We start from the raw sequence: 20,116 nt of genomic DNA, 5'->3' as shown, positions 1-20,116 counted from the left end.
AGGGGCCATAACATTCAACATCATCGTTGACTGTTACACCGCTTTCGCGAGCAAGCCCGCTCCCACATTGGACTTGCTTTGACTCAGGACCGTTACTGAACGGTCGGAGTCTCGCCAGCCGCTTGCATGCGTTGCAGTTCTTGTGCGTACAGCGCGTCGAAGTTCACCGGAGCCAGCATCAGGGCCGGGAACGAACCGCGGGTCACCAGGCTGTCCAGGGTCTCGCGAGCGTACGGGAACAGAATGTTCGGGCAGAACGCGCCGAGGGTGTGGCTCATCGAAGCGTCGTCCAGGTTCTTGATCAGGAAGATCCCGGCCTGTTGCACTTCAGCGATGAACGCCACTTCGTCGCCGTTTTTCACGGTCACGGACAAAGTCAGCACCACTTCGTGGAAGTCGCTTTCCAGCGCCTTCTGGCGGGTGTTCAGATCCAGACCGACGCTCGGTTCCCACTGCTGGCGGAAGATTGCCGGGCTTTTCGGGGCTTCGAAGGACAAGTCACGTACGTAGATGCGCTGCAAGGAGAATTGCGGTGCGGTTTCTTCTTCGCTAGCTGCAGTGTTCTGTTGGTCAGTCATCTCAGATCCTTTCTGATCTTGGGGTCTTATAGGGAAGGCGCTCAGGCCTTGAGCATGGCGTCGAGCTTACCGGCGCGCTCAAGCGCAAACAAATCATCACAACCGCCGATGTGGCGTTCGCCGATCCAGATTTGCGGCACGGACGTACGTCCGGCCTTCTGGGCCATGGCGGCACGCACCTGCGGCTTGCCATCGACCTTGATCTCTTCGAAGGCCACGCCTTTGTTCTCGAGCAGGTACTTGGCTCGCGAGCAGTAAGGGCAGTAATCGCTGGAATAGACGATGACGTTGCTCATATCACTTCACCAACGGCAGGTTGTCGCCTTTCCAGCTGGAAATACCGCCGGACAGCTTGGCGGCAGTGAAGCCGGATTTCATCAGTTCGCGGGCGTGGGTGCCGGCGGTCTGGCCCAGGGCGTCGACCAGTATGATGGTCTTGGCCTTGTGCTTTTCCAGTTCGCCGATGCGTGCCGCCAGTTTGTCGTGCGGAATGTTCAACGCGCCAACAATGTGACCGGCGGCGAAATCCTTGACCGAACGAATATCGACCACGATGCCCGCATCCTTGTTGACCAGGCCGGTCAGCTCACCGGTACTCAGGCTGCGGCCGCCGCCTTGCATCTGATAAGCGATCAGCAACGCCAGCAGTACGATGAAGATACCGACGAGCAGATAGTGGTTAGTGGCAAATTCAATCAGGTGAGCAACCATCGAAGGAGGTTCCAGGGCGTTAAAATGTCGGCCAGTATACACAGCCCCTATGGTGGGCCAAACCCCGTCTGGCGGTGACGCCGCAGGAACTTCGCTTTAAACTGCCACTCCCTTTTCCATCGCCCTCTTTTAATTCAGCCACGAGTGGAATCCATGACTACCACGCCTAAACCTTTGGTCCTGATTATTCTCGATGGCTTCGGTCACAGTGAGAGCCCTGAATCCAACGCCGTATTTGCGGCGAAGAAGCCCGTACTGGACCGCTTGTGGGCCACCGTGCCGAACGGCCTGATCTCCGGCAGCGGCATGGACGTCGGCTTGCCGGACGGCCAGATGGGCAACTCCGAAGTCGGCCACATGAACCTCGGCGCCGGCCGCGTGGTGTATCAGGACTTCACACGCGTGACCAAATCGATCCGCGACGGTGAGTTTTTCGAGAACCCGACCATCTGCGCAGCCGTCGATAAAGCCGTCGCCGCCGGTAAAGCCGTGCACTTCATGGGCCTGCTGTCCGATGGCGGCGTTCACAGTCACCAGGACCATCTGGTGGCCATGGCCGAACTGGCTTTCAAGCGCGGGGCTGAAAAAATTTACCTGCACGCCTTCCTCGATGGCCGCGACACGCCGCCGAAAAGCGCGCAGTCGTCCATCGAACTGCTCGACGCGACCTTCCAGGCCCTCGGCAAAGGCCGGATCGCCAGCATCATCGGTCGTTATTTCGCCATGGACCGCGACAACCGCTGGGATCGCGTGGCCCAGGCCTACAACCTGATTGTCGATGGCAACGGTGAATTCAACGCTGCCACCGCACAGGAAGGCCTGCAAGCAGCGTACGAGCGTGGCGAGAGCGACGAATTCGTCAAGGCCACTTCCATCGGCGAACCGGTGAAAGTCGAAGACGGCGACGCCGTGGTGTTCATGAACTTCCGCGCCGACCGCGCCCGCGAGCTGACCCGTGTGTTCGTCGAAGACGACTTCAAGGAATTCGAGCGTGCACGCCAGCCGAAACTGGCCGGCTTCGTCATGCTGACCCAATACGCCGCCAGCATTCCTGCGCCATCGGCCTTCGCGGCGGGCAGCCTGGAAAATGTGCTGGGCGATTACCTGGCGAAGAACGGCAAGACCCAACTGCGCATCGCCGAAACCGAGAAATATGCCCACGTGACCTTCTTCTTCTCCGGCGGTCGTGAAGAACCGTTCCCGGGCGAAGAGCGCATCCTGATCCCGTCGCCAAAAGTCGCCACCTATGACTTGCAGCCCGAGATGAGCGCCCCGGAAGTCACTGACCGCATCGTCGACGCCATTGAAAACCAGCGCTACGACGTGATCGTGGTCAACTACGCCAACGGCGACATGGTCGGCCACAGCGGTGTGTTCGATGCCGCGGTCAAAGCCGTTGAATGCCTGGACCTGTGCGTCGGCCGCATCGTCGAGGCCCTGGAAAAGGTTGGCGGCGAAGCGCTGATCACCGCTGACCACGGCAACGTCGAGCAAATGTCCGACGCCTCCACCGGTCAGGCCCACACCGCCCACACCACCGAGCCGGTGCCGTTCATTTATGTCGGCAAACGTGATTTCAAGGTGCGCGATGGCGGCGTACTGGCGGATGTCGCGCCGACCATGCTGATGTTGATGGGCCTGGAGAAACCGGCGGAAATGACCGGTACATCGATTCTGGTGTAACTCAACCTTCCAAACACCACCAAACCCTGTGGGAGCGGGCTTGCTCGCGAATGCGCAGTGTCAGCTAACATTGCTGTCGACTGACACTGCGCTTTCGCGAGCAAGCCCGCTCCCACATTGGTTTGTGGGTGTTTTTGGGTCCAGTCATCACACAGCCCCAATTGGGCATTTTTTTTGCGGCGCTTGGCGGGCATACTAGGCCGTCCCTTTCCCTGGTATCACCCGCCTCTATGCTTCGCGTCCTGATAGCCCTCGCTCTGACCTGCCTGCTCCAACCGGCCTTTGCTGACGAGCGCGCGCAAACCCAACAACAGTTGGACGCTACGCGTCAGGACATTGCCGAGCTGAAAAAAATGCTGGGCAAGCTGCAGGAAGAAAAATCCGGTGTGCAGAAGGACCTCAAGGGCACCGAGACCGAGATGGGCAAGCTCGAGAAGCAGGTCGAAACCCTGCAAAAAGAGCTGAAGAAAAGTGAATCCGAGCTGCAGCGACTCGATGGTGAGAAAAAAAAACTCCAGAGCGCACGCGTTGAACAGCAACGACTGATCGCCATTCAGGCCCGCGCGGCCTATCAGAACGGCCGACAGGAGTATTTGAAGCTGCTGCTCAACCAGCAGAATCCGGAGAAATTCGCCCGCACCCTCACCTATTACGATTACCTGAGCCAGGCTCGCCTGGAGCAGCTGAAGAATTTCAACGAAACCTTGCGCCAGCTGGCCAATGTCGAAAAGGACATCAACCTGCAGCAGGCGCAATTGCTGGTGCAGAAAAGCAGCCTGGACAGCCAGCGCGATGAACTCGACAAGGTTCGCAAGGAGCGCCAGCAAGTCCTGGCCAAGCTCAGCGATGACGTGAAGGCGCGCGATCAGAAACTCGCCGCCCGCGAGCAAGATCAGGCAGACCTGTCTAAAGTCCTTAAAACCATCGAAGAAACCCTGGCTCGCCAGGCTCGAGAGGCTGAAGAAGCGCGACAAAAAGCGCTGATCGCCCAGCAGGAAGCCGAAAAAAAGCGTTTACGTGAGGCCCAGGCGGCTGCAGACGCAGAGACCACCGACGCCCCACGCAAACCTGTTAAATCGACACCTGGCGCGCTGGTTTCAAGTTCAGGCGAAACCTTTGGCGGCCCTTTTGCGTCCTCCCGGGGAAAACTTCCCTGGCCTGTTGATGGTCGACTGTTGGCACGCTTTGGCGAAACCCGTGGCGACGATTCCCGGACCAAGTGGGACGGCGTGATGATCAGCGCTCCCGCCGGTAGCCAGGTCCATGCCGTGCATGGCGGTCGTGTGGTGTTTGCCGATTGGCTGCGTGGCGCCGGGCTGCTGGTGATCCTCGACCACGGCAACGGTTTTTTGAGTCTTTATGGTCACAACCAGACGCTGCTCAAGTCTGCGGGTGACGTGGTAAAAGCCGGTGAGTCCATCTCCACTGTCGGCAACAGTGGCGGGCAGGACACGCCAGCGCTGTATTTCGCTATTCGTCAGCAGGGTCACCCGAGTGATCCGGCGCAATGGTGCCGCGCGCAAGGATAGGCGTTGAGTCACCTACATTAGGAGTTCGTTCGACATGCTGCATTTGTCCCGCCTTACCTCGCTGGCCCTGACGATCGCCCTGGTGATCGGCGCGCCTCTGGCGTTCGCCGCTCAACCTGCCCCGGCTGTCGCGCCTGCGGGCACCGCTGCGACCACCAAGGCGCCATTGCCTCTGGAAGAGTTGCGCACCTTTGCCGAGGTCATGGATCGGATCAAGGCAGCCTATGTCGAACCGGTGGACGACAAGACCCTGCTGGAAAACGCCATCAAGGGCATGCTCAGCAATCTCGATCCGCACTCCGCCTACCTGGGCCCGGAAGACTTCGCTGAATTGCAGGAAAGCACCAGCGGCGAATTCGGCGGCCTGGGCATCGAAGTCGGCGCCGAAGACGGCTTCATCAAAGTGGTTTCGCCTATCGATGACACCCCGGCCTCCAAGGCTGGCATTCAGGCGGGCGACTTCATCGTCAAGATCAACGGCCAGCCGACCCGCGGCCAGAGCATGACCGAAGCCGTGGACAAGATGCGCGGCAAGATCGGCCAGAAAATCACCCTGACCCTGGTTCGCGACGGTGGCACGCCGTTCGACGTAGTCCTGACTCGCGCGATCATTCAGGTGAAGAGCGTGAAGGCCCAGCTGCTGGAGTCGGGCTACGGCTACATCCGCATCACCCAGTTCCAGGTCAAGACCGGCGAAGAGGTCTCCAAGGCCCTGGCCAAGTTGCGCAAGGAAAACGGCAAGAAGCTCAACGGCATCATTCTCGACCTGCGCAACAACCCGGGCGGCGTCCTGCAAGCGGCGGTGGAAGTGGTCGACCATTTCATCACCAAGGGCCTGATCGTTTACACCAAAGGCCGCATCGCCAACTCCGAGCTGCGCTTCTCCGCCACCGGCAAAGACGAAAGCGAAGCCGTGCCAATGGTTGCGCTGATCAACGGTGGCAGCGCCTCGGCCTCGGAAATTGTTGCCGGCGCCTTGCAGGATCAGAAACGCGCAGTGGTCATGGGCACCACCAGTTTCGGCAAGGGCTCGGTGCAAACCGTACTGCCGCTGAACAACGACCGCGCACTGAAGATCACCACGGCGCTTTACTACACGCCGAATGGCCGCTCGATCCAGGCTCAGGGCATAGTCCCGGACATCGAAGTGCGCAAGGCCAAGATCACCAGCGAACAGGACGGCGAGTACTTCAAGGAAGCCGATCTGCAAGGTCACCTGGGCAATGGCAACGGCGGCGCCGACAAACCGACCGGCTCCGGCAGCAAAGCCAAGGCCATGCCGCAGGATGATGACTACCAACTGGCTCAGGCTTTGAGCCTGCTCAAAGGGCTGAGCATCACCTCCGGCCGCTGAGATGCGCCTGCGGTTGCTGATCGGTCTGTTGTGCTGTCTGGCGGGAGTTGCTTATGCAGCGCCCGCCCCTCAAAAGGCCTACATCACTCTGATCATTGATGACCTGGGGCAGAACCTGCCCCGGGATCGCCGTGTGCTGGCCCTGCCTGGCCCTGTGACCACGGCAATCATGCCCGACACTCCCCACGCCACCGAATTTGCCCGCGAGGCCTATCGCGCCGGCAAGATCGTTATCCTGCACATGCCCATGGACCCGGCCACCGGCCCGTTCGCCTGGCACCCCGACTTACCCGTCGACGAGCTGGAAAAACGCCTGAACGCAGCGTTCAAGGTCGTGCCTTACACCGCTGGCATCAACAACCACATGGGCAGTCGCATGACGGCACAACCGGCGGCCATGGCCTGGCTGATGGCGGATTTGCAGCGCCGGCACAAGTTCTTTGTCGACAGCCGCACCAGCGCGCAGACAGTGGGGGCCGCCGAGGCACAGAAGATCGGATTGGCGAGCGTTTCGCGGGATGTGTTTCTGGACGATGAGCGAACTGAAGCGGCGATCCTGACGCAGTTGCAGACGGCGATCAGTTTGGCGCACAAGCAGGGTTCGGCGGTGATGATCGGGCATCCGTACCCGCAGACGCTGGCCGTGCTGGAGCGCGAGTTGCCAAGGCTGAAGGCTCAAGGGATTGAGTGGATCGACATCAAGCAGATGATCAGCGTGCGCAGCAATCGCGCGACGGCTGCGCATGGAAAGGACGGCGTCTACCGCTAATCCGCAACAACACAAAACCACTGTGGGAGCGGGCTTGCTCGCGAATGCGGTGTGTCAGTCAACATCATTGCTGCCTGATACACCGCATTCGCGAGCAAGCCCGCTCCCACATTTGATTGTGCATGGCACAAATCCAGTGCTGGCCGTTAGAGATACCGCGCCATGATTTCATCCACGACGCCTTCCTTGCGCAGTTGATCCAGTGCCGCCTGTAGCCTGGCGACCACGTCATCCGGTACATCCTTGTTCAAGGCCAGATACAGCTCCGCGCTGTTGAAGCGCAACACCGTCTTGAGGCCGTTAACCCCTTCCTGGCGCGCCAGATAACGACCGGCCGGATCACCCGTCGCCCACAAATCAATCTGGCCACTCTCCAGCTTTTTCGCGTTGTCCTGATCGCGCAGCACCACAATCGGATTCAACCCTTGCTTGGCCAGCGTCTCGGCGATTGCGTCACCCTTGTACGCGCCGATCTTGTATTTGCGCGCCTGTTCGAGCGACTCGATGCTGATCTTGCTGTCGTCCTTGGCCAGCATGATCCAGTCATCGGGGCCAATCGGGCCGACCCACTTGAAGAGCTTTTCGCGATCCGGCAAGCGCGCCATCACGAACACGCCGTAACCGGGTTTTTCGAGGGCGAGTTTGTAGATTCGCTCCCAAGGGAAACGCAGCGTCAAGCTGTAGGAGACTTCGGCGCGCTTGAACATCGCACGGACAATGTCGACGGCGATGCCGTTGATGTTCTCGTCCTGAGCGAAATTCTTGCCGTTCTTCGCCATGTTGTACGGTGGGAAATTTTCCGTCAGCAACACCAGGTCGGTGGCGGGACTTTCTTCGGCGTGCACGCCATTGATGAGCAATAGCGAAGCGCTGGCGAGGGCAAGAAGCAGGCGTTTGATCATGTCAGGCTACCGGAATCCATGGCGTGCCCAAGAGTGCCTTGAGCCTGCGATGATGTCTACTGGCACTTTGATAACACTGCTATCCGAACTGCAGAGCACAAGAGCTTCGCTGAGGTAAATAGTTACCGCCACTCCCCACCCTGCCCCTGATTAATTAGTGATGACCGGCAACAGCCTGGTTTTCCAGTCACGTATTCAGAGGCACCTGGCAAGCAGTCGGTCGCCTGGCAACCAACCTGGGCAACTGCACCGCATCGCTTATGACAAGTCGGGACAAGCGTCCGAACCCAGGATTGACGTGCTCAGCCGCGTGATTGAGGCGCAACAAGCCACATCAGCCGGGGCCGACGCGGCTCGTTGACAACGTTATCGCATGACGATGCCGCGATGCGCCATGTAGGCCTTGGCTTCCTGCACGGTGTATTCGCCGAAGTGGAAAATGCTCGCCGCCAACACCGCGCTGGCGTGGCCTTCGAGAATGCCGTCGGCCAAGTGCTGCAGGTTGCCGACGCCGCCGGAGGCAATCACCGGGATGCCCAGCGCGTCGCTGATGGCGCGGGTGACACCCAGGTCGAAGCCGTTTTTCATGCCGTCCTGGTCCATGCTGGTCAGCAGGATTTCGCCGGCACCGAGGCCTTCCATCTTCTTCGCCCACTCAACGGCATCGAGGCCGGTAGGTTTGCGACCGCCGTGCGTGAAGATCTCCCAGCGCGGGGTTTCACCCGGTCCCGAGACCTTCTTCGCGTCAATGGCGACGACGATGCACTGCGAACCGAAATGCTGGGCAGCCTCGCCAACGAATTCCGGGTTGAACACCGCCGCGGTGTTGATCGAGACCTTGTCCGCGCCGGCATTGAGCAGGTTGCGGATGTCCTGCACAGTGCGTACGCCGCCGCCCACGGTCAGCGGGATGAACACCTGGCTGGCCATGCGCTCGACGGTATGCAGCGTGGTGTCGCGACCGTCGACGCTGGCGGTGATGTCGAGGAAGGTAATCTCGTCGGCACCTTGCTCGTCGTAGCGACGGGCAATTTCCACCGGGTCGCCAGCATCACGAATGTTCTCGAACTTGACGCCCTTGACCACCCGGCCGTTGTCCACGTCCAGGCAAGGGATGATGCGTTTGGCCAGGGCCATGCTTAATCTCCGATTAAGAGTTGCAAGCTTCAAGCTTCAAGCTGCAAGAAAGAGCGGACCGCAGTCACGCTTCTAACTTGCAGCTTGTAGCTTACAGCTTGGAGCTGGTCGCGTAGCTATCGCAGAAAGCCTGAGCTTCTGCCACATCCAGCGTGCCCTCATAAATCGCGCGGCCCGTGATTGCGCCGATGATGCCTGGCGCCTTGGCGTCGAGCAGCGATTTGATGTCACCCAGATTGTGGATACCGCCGGAAGCGATCACCGGAATGCGCGTGGCAGCAGCCAGCGCAGCCGTGAACGGAACGTTGCAGCCCTGCATCATGCCGTCTTTGGCGATGTCGGTATAAACGATCGCGGACACGCCGTCGGCTTCGAATTGCTTGGCCAGGTCGATCACCTGAATGGTGCTGATCTCAGCCCAACCGTCGGTGGCGACAAAGCCGTCCTTGGCGTCCAGGCCAACGATCACTTTGCCCGGGAACGCGCGGCAGGCTTCGGCTACGAAGGCCGGATCTTTCACGGCTTTGGTGCCGATGATGACGTAGCTCACGCCCGCTTTGACGTAGTGCTCGATGGTTTCCAGGGAACGGATACCGCCGCCGATCTGGATCGGCAGGTTCGGGTAGCGCTTGGCAATCGCGGTAACGACTTCGCCGTTGACCGGCTGGCCTTCGAAAGCACCGTTCAGGTCGACCAGATGCAGACGGCGGCAACCGCCTTCCACCCACTTGGCAGCCATGCTCACCGGGTCATCGGAGAACACTGTGGAATCTTCCATGCGGCCCTGGCGCAGACGAACACAGGCACCGTCCTTGAGATCGATAGCGGGAATAATAAGCATGCTTTTCCTTCGTCAAAGAGCTGCAAGTTGCAAGCGACAAGCTGCAAGCGTGCGGCGACCAATTCTTGCAGCTTGAAGCTTTCGGCTTACAGCTGCTTCTATTCTTTCTCGAGCGCCCACAAGTCGCTTTCGATGCTTTCGAACCTCTCTTTGAGGTGCGTCTGCACATCGAAAATCGCCCTGTTGTAATAATGCGGCGCAATTTCACGGGTAAACAGCTCAAGGATTTCAGCCGCTTCGAACGAACCCAGGTCCAGTTCGAAGCGATCTTCCATGAAGCGTTTGATCTTCTGGTTCGCCTCGTTCTCCTGTTCGGGAGTGAGGGTCAGGATTGGTGGCTTCTTCTTGGCCATTTACCAGCGACCATCCCACGCGGCGAAGTTCTGCAGCAATTGCAGGCCATGGGTATGGCTCTTCTCCGGGTGGAACTGCACGGCGAAACGCGAGCCATCGGCCAGCGCTGCGGCGAAATCAACACCATAGTGACCGCCACCCACCACCTGCCGCGCATTGCCGGCGGCGATGTAGTAACTGTGCACGAAGTAGAAACGCGCCAGGTCCGGAATGTTGTGCCACAGCGGGTGACTCACCGTCTGTTTCACTTCGTTCCAGCCCATGTGCGGGACTTTCAGATGTTCGCCGTCTTCATGCAGGTCTTTGCCGAAGAACTTCACCGCGCCCGGGAACAGGCCGATGCAGTCGACGCCATCGTTCTCTTCACTGCTGTCGAGCAAGGCTTGCATGCCGACGCAAATGCCGAGGAACGGACGATCCTGGCTGACTTCGCGCACCAGCGAATCGAAGCCCAGGCGACGGATCTCCGCCATGCAATCGCGAATCGCGCCGACGCCGGGGAAAACCACCCGGTCGGCTTCGCGGATCACATCGGCATCGCTGGTGATCAGGACCTTGCCGGCACCAACGTGCTCGAGGGCCTTGGCCACCGAGTGCAGGTTGCCCATGCCGTAATCGATAACCGCGACCGTCTGCATTACAGAACGCCTTTGGTCGACGGCATCTGACCGGCCATGCGGTCATCGAGCTCGACGGCCATGCGCAGGGCGCGGCCGAAAGCCTTGAACACGGTTTCGATCTGGTGGTGGGTGTTGGTGCCGCGCAGGTTGTCGATGTGCAGGCTGACGAGTGCGTGGTTGACGAAGCCCTGGAAGAATTCCTGGAACAGGTCAACGTCGAAGCCGCCAACGGTGGCGCGGGTGTAGGGAACATGCATCTGCAGGCCTGGACGGCCGGAGAAGTCGATCACTACGCGCGACAGCGCTTCATCGAGCGGCACATAGGCGTGACCGTATCGACGGATGCCTTTTTTGTCGCCGATGGCTTTGGCAAAGGCCTGACCCAGGGTGATACCGACGTCTTCCACGGTGTGGTGGTCGTCGATATGCAGGTCGCCCTTGCTGACAATATCCAGGTCGATCAGCCCGTGACGGGCGATCTGGTCCAGCATGTGCTCAAGAAAAGGAACACCGATATCAAATCGGGCCTTTCCGGTGCCATCCAGGTTGATCGAGGCTTTGATCTGGGTTTCCAGAGTGTCGCGCTCGACTGACGCCTTACGTTCGGCCATCACCAGCTCCGCAAAATCATTGGGCGAAAAAGGCAACCATTATAGGGGCGCGGGCGCGAAACAGAAACACGGCAGGTGATATGACTGACGGAGTGAATTCCGTGCTGTCGGGGATAGACATGTCCATACAAGCCAGCAAAACACGGATTCTGTGTCTGGCGCAGATCAATGTGGGAGCGGGCTTGCCCGCGAAGAGGCCATCACATTCAACATAACCGTCGACTGTAAGACCGCTTTCGCGGGCAAGCCCGCTCCCACGGGGAGTTTTGCATTAGTGGAACAGGACAGCCGTTTTCTGCAGGGTCACCCAAACACCCCAAGCCAACGGAATGCCCACCACCAGCCACGCAGCGATCGCCAGTGGCTTGGTGCCCGGCGCGGCTTTCCATTCAAGAACGGTGGTCGCATCGGCACCTTTGTCGTGACCCAGTGCCTGCTCGACAGCCAGTTCAGCGTCGGTCATGAAGTACTTGTCGGCTACCGGACGCACCATCAGGTTGCACAGGAAACCCAGTACCAGCAGGCCTGCGAGGATGTACAAGGTGATGTCGTAAGCCGCGGCACGTTCAACGCCGATGCTCAGCTGATATTCACGCAGGTAGTTCACCAACACCGGACCCAACACGCCCGCCGCAGCCCACGCGGTCAACAGACGACCGTGGATCGCGCCGACCATTTGCGTACCGAACAGGTCCGCCAGGTAAGCCGGCACCGTCGCAAAACCACCGCCGTACATCGACAGGATGATGCAGAACGCCGCCACGAACAGCGCAACGTTGCCCAGGTGACCGAGGTTCGGGATCAGCGCATACAGCGCGAAACCGAGGGCGAAGAACACGAAGTAGGTGTTTTTGCGACCCAGGTAGTCCGAGAACGAAGCCCAGAAGAACCGACCGCCGATGTTGAACAGGCTCAGCAAACCGGTGAAACCGGCAGCAATCGCCGCAATCGAGGCCAGTTGCGAAGCATCCAGCTGACCGAACGTAAGGTTGTTGCCCAGCAATTTACCGGCAAACACTTCCTGCAACAGCGGCGACGCCATGCCAAGGATGCCGATACCGGCGGATACGTTCAGGCACAGCACCAGCCACACCAGACGGAATTGCGGAGTTTTCCACGCTACATTCACGTGGACGTGACGATGAGTGATCATCGCGTTCGAAGCTTTTTTCGCCGGGGCGGTCCAGCCTTCAGGCTTCCAGCCGGTAGGCGGAACGCGGTACGACAGTGCGCCACCGATCATGAACACGAAGTAGATCGCGGCCATCACCAGGAAGCTCTGCCACACGCCGACGCTGGTTGGCGAAGCGAAGTGGCCCATCAGGGCAGCGGCCAGCGGAGCACCGACCATCGCGCCACCACCAAACCCCATGATCGCCATGCCGGTGGCCATGCCACGCTTGTCCGGGAACCACTTGATCAAGGTCGAGACCGGCGAGATGTAACCCAGGCCCAGGCCGATACCGCCAATGACCCCGGAGCCGATCCACATCAGCCAGATCTGGTGGGTATACACCCCCAGCGCGGATATCAGCAGACCGCCACACCAGCACAGCGCCGACACAACGCCAGCCTTGCGCGGCCCGGCATGTTCCAGCCAACCGCCCCAGATCGCTGCCGAGCAGCCGAGGAAGATGAAAAACAGGGTGTAAATCCAGCCGAGCATCGAGATCGGCCAGTCGCATTGCGACGAGAAAACCTGCGAGATGAAGCTCATGTCCGGCGCGCAAGCCACTGGAGCGGTCACACCCAGGGCTTTGGACAGTGGCAACCAGAACACCGAAAAGCCGTAGGCCATGCCGATGCAGAGGTGGATGGCCAACGCGGCCGGTGGCACCAGCCAACGGTTGAAACCGGGCTTGGCGATGATGCGTTCCTTGGACAGGAACGCGGGCTGATCGGCGCTAAGGCCGTCCGCCGTGATGCTCGTTGTCATTGTGTATCCCCCAATTATTAGTAGAGTTCGCCAGCCATTCTTCCCCCTCAGCCTTTATGCGCACGCATGGCTGTTTTTTAGGGGAAGCTCCCTTTTGGTGCGACATCACGCCGCAGAAGGACGGACGAACTGACAGAGGTTAACATCTGTACGTGACAGAAAAACCAAAGTGATATCACCTTTTGTCTGTCATCTGTTCTCGTACCACTGAAGGAACCACCATGCCGATCATTGTCGAGCCGCTGAACGAAGCCACTTACCAGGATCAGCAAGATCTGCAGAAGATCTATCGCGATGCCCCGGACTGGCTGTTTGCCCCGTTTTCAGGGGACGTGCAGATGATTGAAGGCTGCCTGCGCGACGGTTCGCTGATCGCCGGACGCTTCAATGATCGACTGCTCGGCGCGGCTCGTTTGCAACGGCACCCTGGTGTCTGGCACTTGTCCCAAATATGCGTACGAAAAATCACCCGTCGTCGCGGTGTGGCTGAGCGCCTGGTGAATGAAGCACAGAAAATGGCGGCGCAATCGGGTGCGGTCCTGCGTTTGCTGGCACCGGCGGGGCATCTCGAAGTACAAGCGCTGGCCGCCAAGCTGAAGGTGGCGCTCGATGAATTGCCGGCGTGATCGCTGACCGGTCGTGCGCTTTGGAGCGCTATACTCCCCGGCTAAATTTCGAATTCGACTAAATACAAGGACTCGCCCATGAAAGCGTTCGGCAAAATCCTGGGTCTGGTACTTCTCGGGCTGTTGCTGATCATTGTGGCGCTGGGCTTTGCCCTGACCCACCTCTTCGATCCCAACGACTACAAAGACGAGATTCGCCAGATTGCCCGCGACAAGGCCCACATCGAGCTGACGCTCAATGGCGATATCGGCTGGAGCCTGTTCCCGTGGCTGGGCCTTGAACTGCACGAAGCCAGTGTCGCGACCCTGGCCAAGCCCACCGAGCCGTTCGCTGACCTGCAGATGCTGGGTCTCTCTGTCCGGGTTTTGCCGCTGCTGCGCCGTGAGGTGCAGATGAGCGATGTGCGCGTCGAAGGCCTGAACCTGCGCCTGAACCGCGACAAGGACGGTCATGGCAACTGGGAAGACATCGGCAAGGTCCCTTCCGCCGCACCGGCCACACCACCAGTCACCTCTGACCAACCTGCCCCTGCCCCGCAAACCACCGTCCCGGTAGAAAAGCCGCCGCAGCCGGCGCGCCTGGACATCGACAGCCTGACCGTAAACAACGCCCGCGTTGAATACAACGATGAGAAAACCGGCAAGCAGTTCAGCGCCGAAAGCATCCAGTTGAGCACCGGCCCGGTTCACGACTCGACCAACATCCCGGTCAAGCTCACCGCGTTCCTGGGCACTAACCAGCCGGTCTTGCGGGTCCGTACCGAGCTCAACGGCGAGTTGCGCTTCGAGCGCGCGCTGCAGCGCTACAAATTCGAAGACATGAAGCTCTCTGGCGAAGTCGCTGGCGACCCATTGCAAGGCAAAACCATGACCTTCGCCGCCCAGGGCCAGTTGCTGCTGGACAAAGCCGCGAACGTCGCCGAATGGACCGGCATCAAGATTTCCGCCAACCAGTTGCGAGCGCTTGGTGAATTGAAGGTCAACGACCTCGACAAGACACCGCAGATCAACGGCGCCATCTCGATTGCCCAATTCGACCTGGCAAAATTCGTCGACAGCATCGGCCAGAAACTCCCGGCCATGGCCGAAGGCAGCCTGAGCAAAGTCGAGCTGGTCAGCCGCGTGGCGGGTACGCCGACGAGCGTGTCCTTCGACAATATCAACCTGAAAGTCGATGACAGCAGCTTCAGTGGCCGCATCGCCGTCGAGGATTTCGCCAAGCAATCACTGCGCGCAGTGCTCAAGGCTGACACCTTCAACGCCGACCGCTACCTGCCGCCAAAATCCGCCGAAGCCAACAGCGCGACGCAGGTACGTCAGGCTGAAGTGGCCAACACCGAAGCCAGCGCCATGGCCGGTGCCGGCAGCACGCCGCTGCCCGAGGCACCGACCAAAACAGCGTGGAGCACCGAACGCCTGTTACCGGTAGAACGCTTGAGCAAACTCGACGTGGACGCTGACCTGACCTTCGGCGAGCTGACTCTCGACAAACTGCCGATCCACAACGCAGCACTCAAGGCCACTGGCCAGGGCGGCTTGCTGACGCTGGAGAACCTGCGCGGCGACCTGTACGACGGCAACTTCGAAACCAAGGGCACCCTGGACGTGCGTCAGGAAGTGCCGGCGCTGGCCATGCAGACGCGCATCACCCGAGTGCCGGTGGAACAAATCCTCGAAAGCCAAGGCAAGAAGCCACCGGTCAAGGGCCTGGTGACGCTCAACAGTGCATTGACCGCCAGCGGCAATAGCCAGAAAGCGCTGATCGACAGCCTCAACGGCAACGCCGGTTTTGTCATCAACAATGGCGTGTTGCTCAACGCCAACCTTGAACAACAACTGTGCAAAGGCATCGCCACCCTGAACCGTAAAACCCTCAGCGGCGAGCCGAAGGGCAAGGACACTCCGTTCCAGGAACTCAAAGGCAACCTGACCTTGCATAACGGCGTGGCCAGCAACCCGGACCTGAAAGTGCGCATCCCGGGCATGACCGTCAACGGCAATGGCGACGTCGACCTGCGAGTGCTGGGCATGGATTATCGCGTGGGCATCGTCGTCGAAGGCGACACCAGCGCCATGCCCGATCCGGCCTGCCAGGTGGGCGAGAAGTACATCGGTATCGAGTGGCCGCTGCGCTGCCGTGGCCCGCTGGAACTGGGTGCCAAAGCCTGCCGCGTGGACAACGAACGCATGGGCCAGGTCGCCGCCAAACTGGCGGGCGAAAAGCTCAGTGACAAAATCGACGAGAAGCTTGGCGACAAAGTCAGCCCCGAACTGAAAAACGCGCTGAAGGGGTTGTTCAAGCGATGAAAGCCGAGCAGTTTTCATCGGCGGTGCTGGATTGGTACGACCGCCACGGCCGCCACGATTTGCCCTGGCAACAGGGGATCACGCCGTATCGGGTGTGGGTCTCGGAAATCATGCTGCAGCAAACCCAGGTCAGCACCGTGCTGAACTACTTCGACCGTTTCATGGCTTCGCTGCCAACGGTCGAAGCCCTGGCCGCCGCACCGGAAGACGAAGTGCTGCACCTGTGGACCGGCCTGGGTTATTACACTCGCGCGCGCAATTTGCAGAAGACCGCGAAGATTGTTGTCGCCGAGCATGGTGGCGAGTTTCCGCGCGATGTTGAGAAGCTGGTTGAGCTGCCGGGTATCGGCTTGTCCACGGCGGGCGCGATTGCCAGCCTGAGCATGGGCTTGCGGGCGCCGATCCTCGACGGCAACGTCAAACGGGTGCTGGCGCGCTTTACCGCGCAAGAGGGTTATCCAGGCGAGCCGAAGGTCGCCAAACAGCTATGGGCGAACGCTGAACGCTTCACGCCGCATGATCGGGTCAACGCCTACACCCAGGCGATGATGGACCTGGGCGCCACACTCTGCACCCGCAGCAAACCGAGCTGCCTGCTCTGCCCGCTGCAAAAGGGCTGCGAGGCGCACATGCTCGGCCTGGAAACCCGCTACCCAATCCCCAAACCACGCAAAGCAGTGCCACAGAAGCGCACGCTGATGCCCATGCTTGCCAACGGCGAAGGCGCGATTCTGCTTTACCGTCGCCCTTCCACGGGCTTGTGGGGCGGTCTCTGGAGCTTGCCGGAGCTCGACGACCTCGACGATCTGCAACACCTGGCCTCCCAGCACTCGCTCGAACTGGGCACCCAACAGGCACTGCCAAGCCTGGTGCACACCTTCAGCCATTTTCAGTTATCCATCGAACCCTGGCTGGTTCAGGTCCAGGAGGCCGGCCATCACGTGGCCGAGGCCGACTGGCTCTGGTATAACCTCGCCACCCCGCCGCGCCTGGGCCTTGCCGCCCCGGTCAAAACCTTGCTCGAACGCGCGGCCGCCGTATTGAACGCAGGAGAGTCGTCATGACCCGCACCATCATGTGTCGCAAGTACAAAGAAGAATTGCCCGCTCTGGAGAAAGCCCCCTTCCCGGGCGCAAAAGGTCAGGACATTTTTGACCACGTCTCGGCCAAGGCCTGGGCAGACTGGCAAAAGCACCAGACCCTGCTGATCAACGAAAAACGCCTGAACATGATGAACGCCGAAGACCGCAAATACCTTCAGGGCGAGATGGACAAGTTCTTTTCCGGCGAGGATTACGCCAAGGCTGACGGCTACGTTCCACCTGCTCAATAATTGATCAAAATCCGGGGTCGACACGTAAGCGACGGTAATAATTAAATATTTTTTGAAAACTTGCTTGACGACCCCCTGAAAAACCCGTTTAATGCGCCCCGTTGCCCAGATAGCTCAGTCGGTAGAGCAGGGGATTGAAAATCCCCGTGTCGGCGGTTCGATTCCGTCTCTGGGCACCAAATACCGAAAACCCTGAATCGCAAGATTCAGGGTTTTTTTATGCCCGGGATTTGATGGGGCCCGGGTTTTGCGCCGAGCCGCCATCCCCTGCGGAAATCGGCAGACGCATCTGACACCTACAAAAAAAACCGCTTCCTGCGGTTTTTTTGTATGAATGCATTTTTTTAAAGTTATTAGCCCGAGACATATTGCTGGCCTGTCCAGTGAAGGTTCAGGTCACGGGCTGGACCGCTTCCGATGTCCACGGTATTGCGCCGTTCCTGGCCGTTACGCGTGGTGACTACCGTGTACTTGCCCGGAGGAAGTTGCACGTACACCAAGGGACCGGCCTGATCCAGGCTGAACACAGGATGTCCTTGTGCGTTCTGAACGACCACATTCACGTCGGGCAGAAATTCGTTTGCAGGTCCGATAGAGAAACTCATGTGCAAGTTGTACCCATGAGATTGTTGAACAAAGCGTGCCTCATCCTCACCAATGCCTCCTGACAGGTATCTGATTCCATTCTGCTGTTCTGGCTGAATCTGCACACCGGCTGTGTCGACAGGTCCCGGAGTTATTGCATGAGCCATGGCGGGAAACATCAACACACCGACAGCAGCGATGGGCAGCATCAATGAATGGATGTGTTTCATGATGACGACTCCCGGGTTCTACAGAACCCTTTCGTTACGTCATTTAGATTTCTGACGGGACGCTCAAGTTTTATATCGATTAGTACTGTGATGAGCCGCGAATAGGACTACACGATGTATTCCAAAGGGAACGCGCCTAGAGGCAACTCATGCTGCATGGCCAAACGACGCAAGCCTGATCAACTGGCCAGAGGCAGTCCCGACGGACTGCCACCGTCACTGATCTCCCTTCCAGTTGAACACCAGATTACGCACGTTATCCTTGCCGACATCTGTCGTGTCGCGCTTTGCCTCACCGTGACGGGTAGCAACCACGGTGTACTTGCCAGCAGGTAACTGGACATAAACCAGAGGCCCTGCCTGACTGAGAGTCAGCACTGATTGACCCTGAGTACTCTGGATAACCAATTCCACATCCGGCACATATTTGCCTTCCGGCCCAATAGTAAAGGTCATGTGCAGGTTGTAGCCGGTCGTTTGCTGAATGGCCTTCGCTTCATCCTCGCCAACACCGCCGGACAGATAGGTAATCCCGTTCTGTTCCTGCCGCTGAATTTGCACTCCTGTACTGTCGACGGGCTCGAGGCTGGCGGGCCAAGTCATGGCAGGTAACATCAGCACACCGACGGCGGCGATGGGCAACATGAGGGAATGAATGGACTTCATGATGGCGACTCCCGGGCTCCACGGAACCCAATCGTTAGTCCATTTAGATTTCTTGTCGAATGCTCAAGTTTTAGATTGATTGGTACTTGGGCTCACTGCGAATCGGACTACACGCTGTATTCCTGAATCACGTGCTGCAGTCGGTTGGTTCCTGCAAAACGAATCCGTTAATTCCTTCCGCTTTTCCAGCAGCGCCCTGCATCGCCGACGAGTGCTTACTTGTCATTCTCTTTCGCCTGACTCCCCAGCTGCGGAAGACCTCATGAGCCTCGTCAACCCCGATAACACTCAAGATTCACAACTCACTTCACTGGTGGGCAATCTCGGCGAACTGATACGCCAGGCACGTCTTACGGTGCTGCGAGCGGTTGATACCGCTCAAGTGCACACTTGCTGGCAGATCGGGCGGCATATTGTCGAATTCGAGCAGGAGGGGGCTCGGCGGGCCGAGTACGGCAAGCAGTTACTGCCGACGTTAGCGAAAGTATTGACGGCGGAATTTGGGAAAGGCTTTGACGCATCCAACCTTCGTTACATGCGCCTGTTCTATCAAGCATTCCCAAAGTGTGACGCACTGCGTCACGAATTGAGCTGGACCCACTACCGCAGGCTACTGCGTGTCGATAACGAACACGCACGTCACTGGTACATGAACGAATCAGCCATCCAGAACTGGTCAAGCCGCGCCCTGGAGCGCCAGATCAATACCTTGTATTACGAACGCCTGCTGGCAAGTCGTGATCGCCCCGCCGTCAAACAGGAAGCGGCAACCAACCTTCAAAACATCAACGCGCATCCTCGGGACTTCATTAGGGATCCGGTGATGCTGGAGTTTCTTGGATTACCCAATGCAGGACTGACCCAGGAAACCGATCTCGAACAAGCACTGATCCATCAGCTTCAAGCGTTCCTGCTTGAACTGGGCAAAGGCTTCGCCTTCATTGCCCGCCAACAACGCATCAGCACCGAAAGCAAAGATTTCTACATCGACCTGGTGTTCTACAACTACCTGCTCAAATGCTTCGTCATCTTCGATCTGAAGCGCGGCGAACTGACCCACCAGGATGTAGGGCAGATGGACATGTACGTGCGTATGTACGACGACCTCAAACGCGGGCCGGAGGATGGCCCTACCGTCGGCATCATCCTTTGTGCGCAGAAGGACGACTCCGTGGTGCGGTATTCGGTGCTAGAGGGGAATGAACAGCTGTTCGCCAGCAAATACAAACTGGTGCTACCGAGCGAGGAAGAACTTCGTGCGGAATTGGATCGGGAACGAGCAGCTTTAGAGGAGCGACTGTCGAATCAGAAGCTCCGATGAATACGCGAGAATTGTCCATTAGC

21 protein-coding genes and 1 tRNA gene are annotated in these 20,116 nt (G+C 59.0%); 10 read left to right on the top strand and 12 right to left on the bottom strand.

All coding sequences use genetic code 11. The annotated features are described in order from the left end of the window. Positions 1 to 92: 92 nt before the first annotated feature. The 3 genes from secB to K5K95_RS10505 are packed head-to-tail and all read right to left on the bottom strand — an operon-like array spanning position 93 to position 1,289. Positions 93 to 578 carry a protein-export chaperone SecB gene (secB, locus tag K5K95_RS10515; protein WP_150702707.1) on the bottom strand — a complete coding sequence of 162 codons (486 nt, stop codon included), beginning with the start codon at positions 576 to 578 and terminating at the stop codon, positions 93 to 95. Positions 579 to 619: 41 nt separating this feature from the next. Beyond that, positions 620 to 874: a glutaredoxin 3 gene (grxC, locus tag K5K95_RS10510; protein ID WP_222589389.1), complete on the bottom strand. Its 255-nt coding sequence runs from the start codon at positions 872 to 874 to the stop codon at positions 620 to 622. Between the two features lies 1 nt (position 875). Beyond that, the gene (locus K5K95_RS10505; RefSeq protein ID WP_222589388.1) at positions 876 to 1,289 is read right to left on the bottom strand and encodes a rhodanese-like domain-containing protein; all 414 of its coding nucleotides are present in this window, start codon (positions 1,287 to 1,289) and stop codon (positions 876 to 878) included. A 153-nt stretch (positions 1,290 to 1,442) separates the two neighbouring features. On the opposite strand from K5K95_RS10505, the gene gpmI reads away from it, so the two are divergent. The 4 genes from gpmI (at position 1,443) to K5K95_RS10485 (ending at position 6,624) form a co-directional block, all read left to right on the top strand. After that, positions 1,443 to 2,972 (top strand): 2,3-bisphosphoglycerate-independent phosphoglycerate mutase, encoded by a 1,530-nt coding sequence (gene gpmI / locus K5K95_RS10500; protein WP_090176754.1) that lies wholly within the window; start codon positions 1,443 to 1,445, stop codon positions 2,970 to 2,972. Positions 2,973 to 3,202: 230 nt separating this feature from the next. Next, positions 3,203 to 4,501: a murein hydrolase activator EnvC family protein gene (locus K5K95_RS10495; RefSeq protein WP_222589387.1), complete on the top strand. Its 1,299-nt coding sequence runs from the start codon at positions 3,203 to 3,205 to the stop codon at positions 4,499 to 4,501. A gap of 34 nt (positions 4,502 to 4,535) precedes the next feature. Further along, complete coding sequence (locus K5K95_RS10490; protein WP_222589386.1) at positions 4,536 to 5,855, top strand: S41 family peptidase; 1,320 nt, start codon at positions 4,536 to 4,538, stop codon at positions 5,853 to 5,855. Between the two features lies 1 nt (position 5,856). Next, on the top strand, positions 5,857 to 6,624 hold the full coding sequence (locus K5K95_RS10485; protein WP_222589385.1) for a divergent polysaccharide deacetylase family protein: 768 nt from the start codon (positions 5,857 to 5,859) through the stop codon (positions 6,622 to 6,624). A 146-nt stretch (positions 6,625 to 6,770) separates the two neighbouring features. Here K5K95_RS10485 and K5K95_RS10480 read toward each other — a convergent pair whose 3' ends face one another. From K5K95_RS10480 to K5K95_RS10450, 7 genes are all read right to left on the bottom strand, one after another. Next, on the bottom strand, positions 6,771 to 7,526 hold the full coding sequence (locus K5K95_RS10480; protein ID WP_222589384.1) for a substrate-binding periplasmic protein: 756 nt from the start codon (positions 7,524 to 7,526) through the stop codon (positions 6,771 to 6,773). 366 nt (positions 7,527 to 7,892) lie between these two features. Next, a complete protein-coding gene (hisF, locus tag K5K95_RS10475) occupies positions 7,893 to 8,663 on the bottom strand; it encodes an imidazole glycerol phosphate synthase subunit HisF (protein ID WP_007897430.1) in 771 nt (256 codons plus the stop codon). A 91-nt stretch (positions 8,664 to 8,754) separates the two neighbouring features. Then, on the bottom strand, positions 8,755 to 9,504 hold the full coding sequence (gene hisA / locus K5K95_RS10470) for a 1-(5-phosphoribosyl)-5-[(5-phosphoribosylamino)methylideneamino]imidazole-4-carboxamide isomerase (RefSeq protein ID WP_090176772.1): 750 nt from the start codon (positions 9,502 to 9,504) through the stop codon (positions 8,755 to 8,757). Between the two features lie 98 nt (positions 9,505 to 9,602). Beyond that, positions 9,603 to 9,857, bottom strand: coding sequence for a DUF2164 domain-containing protein (locus K5K95_RS10465; protein ID WP_222589383.1), 255 nt, complete (start codon positions 9,855 to 9,857; stop codon positions 9,603 to 9,605). After that, positions 9,858 to 10,496 (bottom strand): imidazole glycerol phosphate synthase subunit HisH, encoded by a 639-nt coding sequence (hisH, locus tag K5K95_RS10460; RefSeq protein WP_090176778.1) that lies wholly within the window; start codon positions 10,494 to 10,496, stop codon positions 9,858 to 9,860. After that, positions 10,496 to 11,089, bottom strand: coding sequence for an imidazoleglycerol-phosphate dehydratase HisB (gene hisB / locus K5K95_RS10455; protein WP_003218037.1), 594 nt, complete (start codon positions 11,087 to 11,089; stop codon positions 10,496 to 10,498). The genes hisH and hisB overlap by 1 nt, the downstream gene beginning before the upstream one ends. Positions 11,090 to 11,360: 271 nt before the next feature. Next, on the bottom strand, positions 11,361 to 13,025 hold the full coding sequence (locus K5K95_RS10450; RefSeq protein WP_222589382.1) for an OFA family MFS transporter: 1,665 nt from the start codon (positions 13,023 to 13,025) through the stop codon (positions 11,361 to 11,363). A gap of 221 nt (positions 13,026 to 13,246) precedes the next feature. Here K5K95_RS10450 and K5K95_RS10445 point away from each other — a divergent pair, with 221 nt between their 5' ends. The 5 genes from K5K95_RS10445 (at position 13,247) to K5K95_RS10425 (ending at position 17,470) form a co-directional block, all read left to right on the top strand. Next, a complete protein-coding gene (locus K5K95_RS10445; protein WP_222589381.1) occupies positions 13,247 to 13,651 on the top strand; it encodes an acetyl-CoA sensor PanZ family protein in 405 nt (134 codons plus the stop codon). Between the two features lie 78 nt (positions 13,652 to 13,729). Further along, positions 13,730 to 15,958 carry an AsmA family protein gene (locus K5K95_RS10440; RefSeq protein ID WP_222589380.1) on the top strand — a complete coding sequence of 743 codons (2,229 nt, stop codon included), beginning with the start codon at positions 13,730 to 13,732 and terminating at the stop codon, positions 15,956 to 15,958. After that, positions 15,955 to 17,022 (top strand): A/G-specific adenine glycosylase, encoded by a 1,068-nt coding sequence (gene mutY / locus K5K95_RS10435; protein ID WP_222589379.1) that lies wholly within the window; start codon positions 15,955 to 15,957, stop codon positions 17,020 to 17,022. The genes K5K95_RS10440 and mutY overlap by 4 nt, the downstream gene beginning before the upstream one ends. Continuing rightward, on the top strand, positions 17,019 to 17,291 hold the full coding sequence (locus K5K95_RS10430; protein ID WP_222589378.1) for an oxidative damage protection protein: 273 nt from the start codon (positions 17,019 to 17,021) through the stop codon (positions 17,289 to 17,291). The genes mutY and K5K95_RS10430 overlap by 4 nt, the downstream gene beginning before the upstream one ends. A 103-nt stretch (positions 17,292 to 17,394) precedes the next feature. Further along, positions 17,395 to 17,470: transfer RNA gene (locus K5K95_RS10425), tRNA-Phe, on the top strand. Positions 17,471 to 17,644: 174 nt separating this feature from the next. Here K5K95_RS10425 and K5K95_RS10420 read toward each other — a convergent pair. Both K5K95_RS10420 and K5K95_RS10415 read right to left on the bottom strand, forming a co-directional pair. Further along, the gene (locus K5K95_RS10420) at positions 17,645 to 18,106 is read right to left on the bottom strand and encodes a carboxypeptidase regulatory-like domain-containing protein (protein WP_222589377.1); all 462 of its coding nucleotides are present in this window, start codon (positions 18,104 to 18,106) and stop codon (positions 17,645 to 17,647) included. A gap of 216 nt (positions 18,107 to 18,322) precedes the next feature. Then, entirely contained in the window at positions 18,323 to 18,772 is a 450-nt protein-coding gene (locus K5K95_RS10415) for a carboxypeptidase regulatory-like domain-containing protein (RefSeq protein WP_222589376.1), read from the bottom strand. A gap of 262 nt (positions 18,773 to 19,034) precedes the next feature. Here K5K95_RS10415 and K5K95_RS10410 point away from each other — a divergent pair, with 262 nt between their 5' ends. Further along, on the top strand, positions 19,035 to 20,093 hold the full coding sequence (locus K5K95_RS10410) for a YhcG family protein (protein ID WP_222589375.1): 1,059 nt from the start codon (positions 19,035 to 19,037) through the stop codon (positions 20,091 to 20,093). Positions 20,094 to 20,116: the final 23 nt, after the last annotated feature.

Origin of the sequence: Pseudomonas sp. DR48 (assembly GCF_019823085.1) — a bacterium.
In the GTDB taxonomy this organism is placed as follows: domain Bacteria; phylum Pseudomonadota; class Gammaproteobacteria; order Pseudomonadales; family Pseudomonadaceae; genus Aquipseudomonas.
The sequence above is the reverse complement of the archived record's forward strand: the minus strand, read 5'-3'. Positions and strand labels throughout refer to the sequence as shown.

What these genes read in the sequence shown, in the direction of transcription:
- hisB (WP_003218037.1), bottom strand. Translation starts at nt 11,089, where the DNA reads ATGGCCGAACGTAAGGCGTCAGTCGAGCGCGACACTCTGGAAACCCAG.
- K5K95_RS10480 (WP_222589384.1), bottom strand. Translation starts at nt 7,526, where the DNA reads ATGATCAAACGCCTGCTTCTTGCCCTCGCCAGCGCTTCGCTATTGCTC.
- K5K95_RS10410 (WP_222589375.1), top strand. Translation starts at nt 19,035, where the DNA reads ATGAGCCTCGTCAACCCCGATAACACTCAAGATTCACAACTCACTTCA.
- K5K95_RS10430 (WP_222589378.1), top strand. Translation starts at nt 17,019, where the DNA reads ATGACCCGCACCATCATGTGTCGCAAGTACAAAGAAGAATTGCCCGCT.
- K5K95_RS10450 (WP_222589382.1), bottom strand. Translation starts at nt 13,025, where the DNA reads ATGACAACGAGCATCACGGCGGACGGCCTTAGCGCCGATCAGCCCGCG.
- hisH (WP_090176778.1), bottom strand. Translation starts at nt 10,496, where the DNA reads ATGCAGACGGTCGCGGTTATCGATTACGGCATGGGCAACCTGCACTCG.
- K5K95_RS10420 (WP_222589377.1), bottom strand. Translation starts at nt 18,106, where the DNA reads ATGAAACACATCCATTCATTGATGCTGCCCATCGCTGCTGTCGGTGTG.
- hisA (WP_090176772.1), bottom strand. Translation starts at nt 9,504, where the DNA reads ATGCTTATTATTCCCGCTATCGATCTCAAGGACGGTGCCTGTGTTCGT.
- K5K95_RS10495 (WP_222589387.1), top strand. Translation starts at nt 3,203, where the DNA reads ATGCTTCGCGTCCTGATAGCCCTCGCTCTGACCTGCCTGCTCCAACCG.
- K5K95_RS10485 (WP_222589385.1), top strand. Translation starts at nt 5,857, where the DNA reads ATGCGCCTGCGGTTGCTGATCGGTCTGTTGTGCTGTCTGGCGGGAGTT.
- K5K95_RS10490 (WP_222589386.1), top strand. Translation starts at nt 4,536, where the DNA reads ATGCTGCATTTGTCCCGCCTTACCTCGCTGGCCCTGACGATCGCCCTG.
- K5K95_RS10440 (WP_222589380.1), top strand. Translation starts at nt 13,730, where the DNA reads ATGAAAGCGTTCGGCAAAATCCTGGGTCTGGTACTTCTCGGGCTGTTG.
- K5K95_RS10415 (WP_222589376.1), bottom strand. Translation starts at nt 18,772, where the DNA reads ATGAAGTCCATTCATTCCCTCATGTTGCCCATCGCCGCCGTCGGTGTG.
- K5K95_RS10505 (WP_222589388.1), bottom strand. Translation starts at nt 1,289, where the DNA reads ATGGTTGCTCACCTGATTGAATTTGCCACTAACCACTATCTGCTCGTC.
- gpmI (WP_090176754.1), top strand. Translation starts at nt 1,443, where the DNA reads ATGACTACCACGCCTAAACCTTTGGTCCTGATTATTCTCGATGGCTTC.
- secB (WP_150702707.1), bottom strand. Translation starts at nt 578, where the DNA reads ATGACTGACCAACAGAACACTGCAGCTAGCGAAGAAGAAACCGCACCG.
- mutY (WP_222589379.1), top strand. Translation starts at nt 15,955, where the DNA reads ATGAAAGCCGAGCAGTTTTCATCGGCGGTGCTGGATTGGTACGACCGC.
- grxC (WP_222589389.1), bottom strand. Translation starts at nt 874, where the DNA reads ATGAGCAACGTCATCGTCTATTCCAGCGATTACTGCCCTTACTGCTCG.
- K5K95_RS10445 (WP_222589381.1), top strand. Translation starts at nt 13,247, where the DNA reads ATGCCGATCATTGTCGAGCCGCTGAACGAAGCCACTTACCAGGATCAG.
- hisF (WP_007897430.1), bottom strand. Translation starts at nt 8,663, where the DNA reads ATGGCCCTGGCCAAACGCATCATCCCTTGCCTGGACGTGGACAACGGC.
- K5K95_RS10465 (WP_222589383.1), bottom strand. Translation starts at nt 9,857, where the DNA reads ATGGCCAAGAAGAAGCCACCAATCCTGACCCTCACTCCCGAACAGGAG.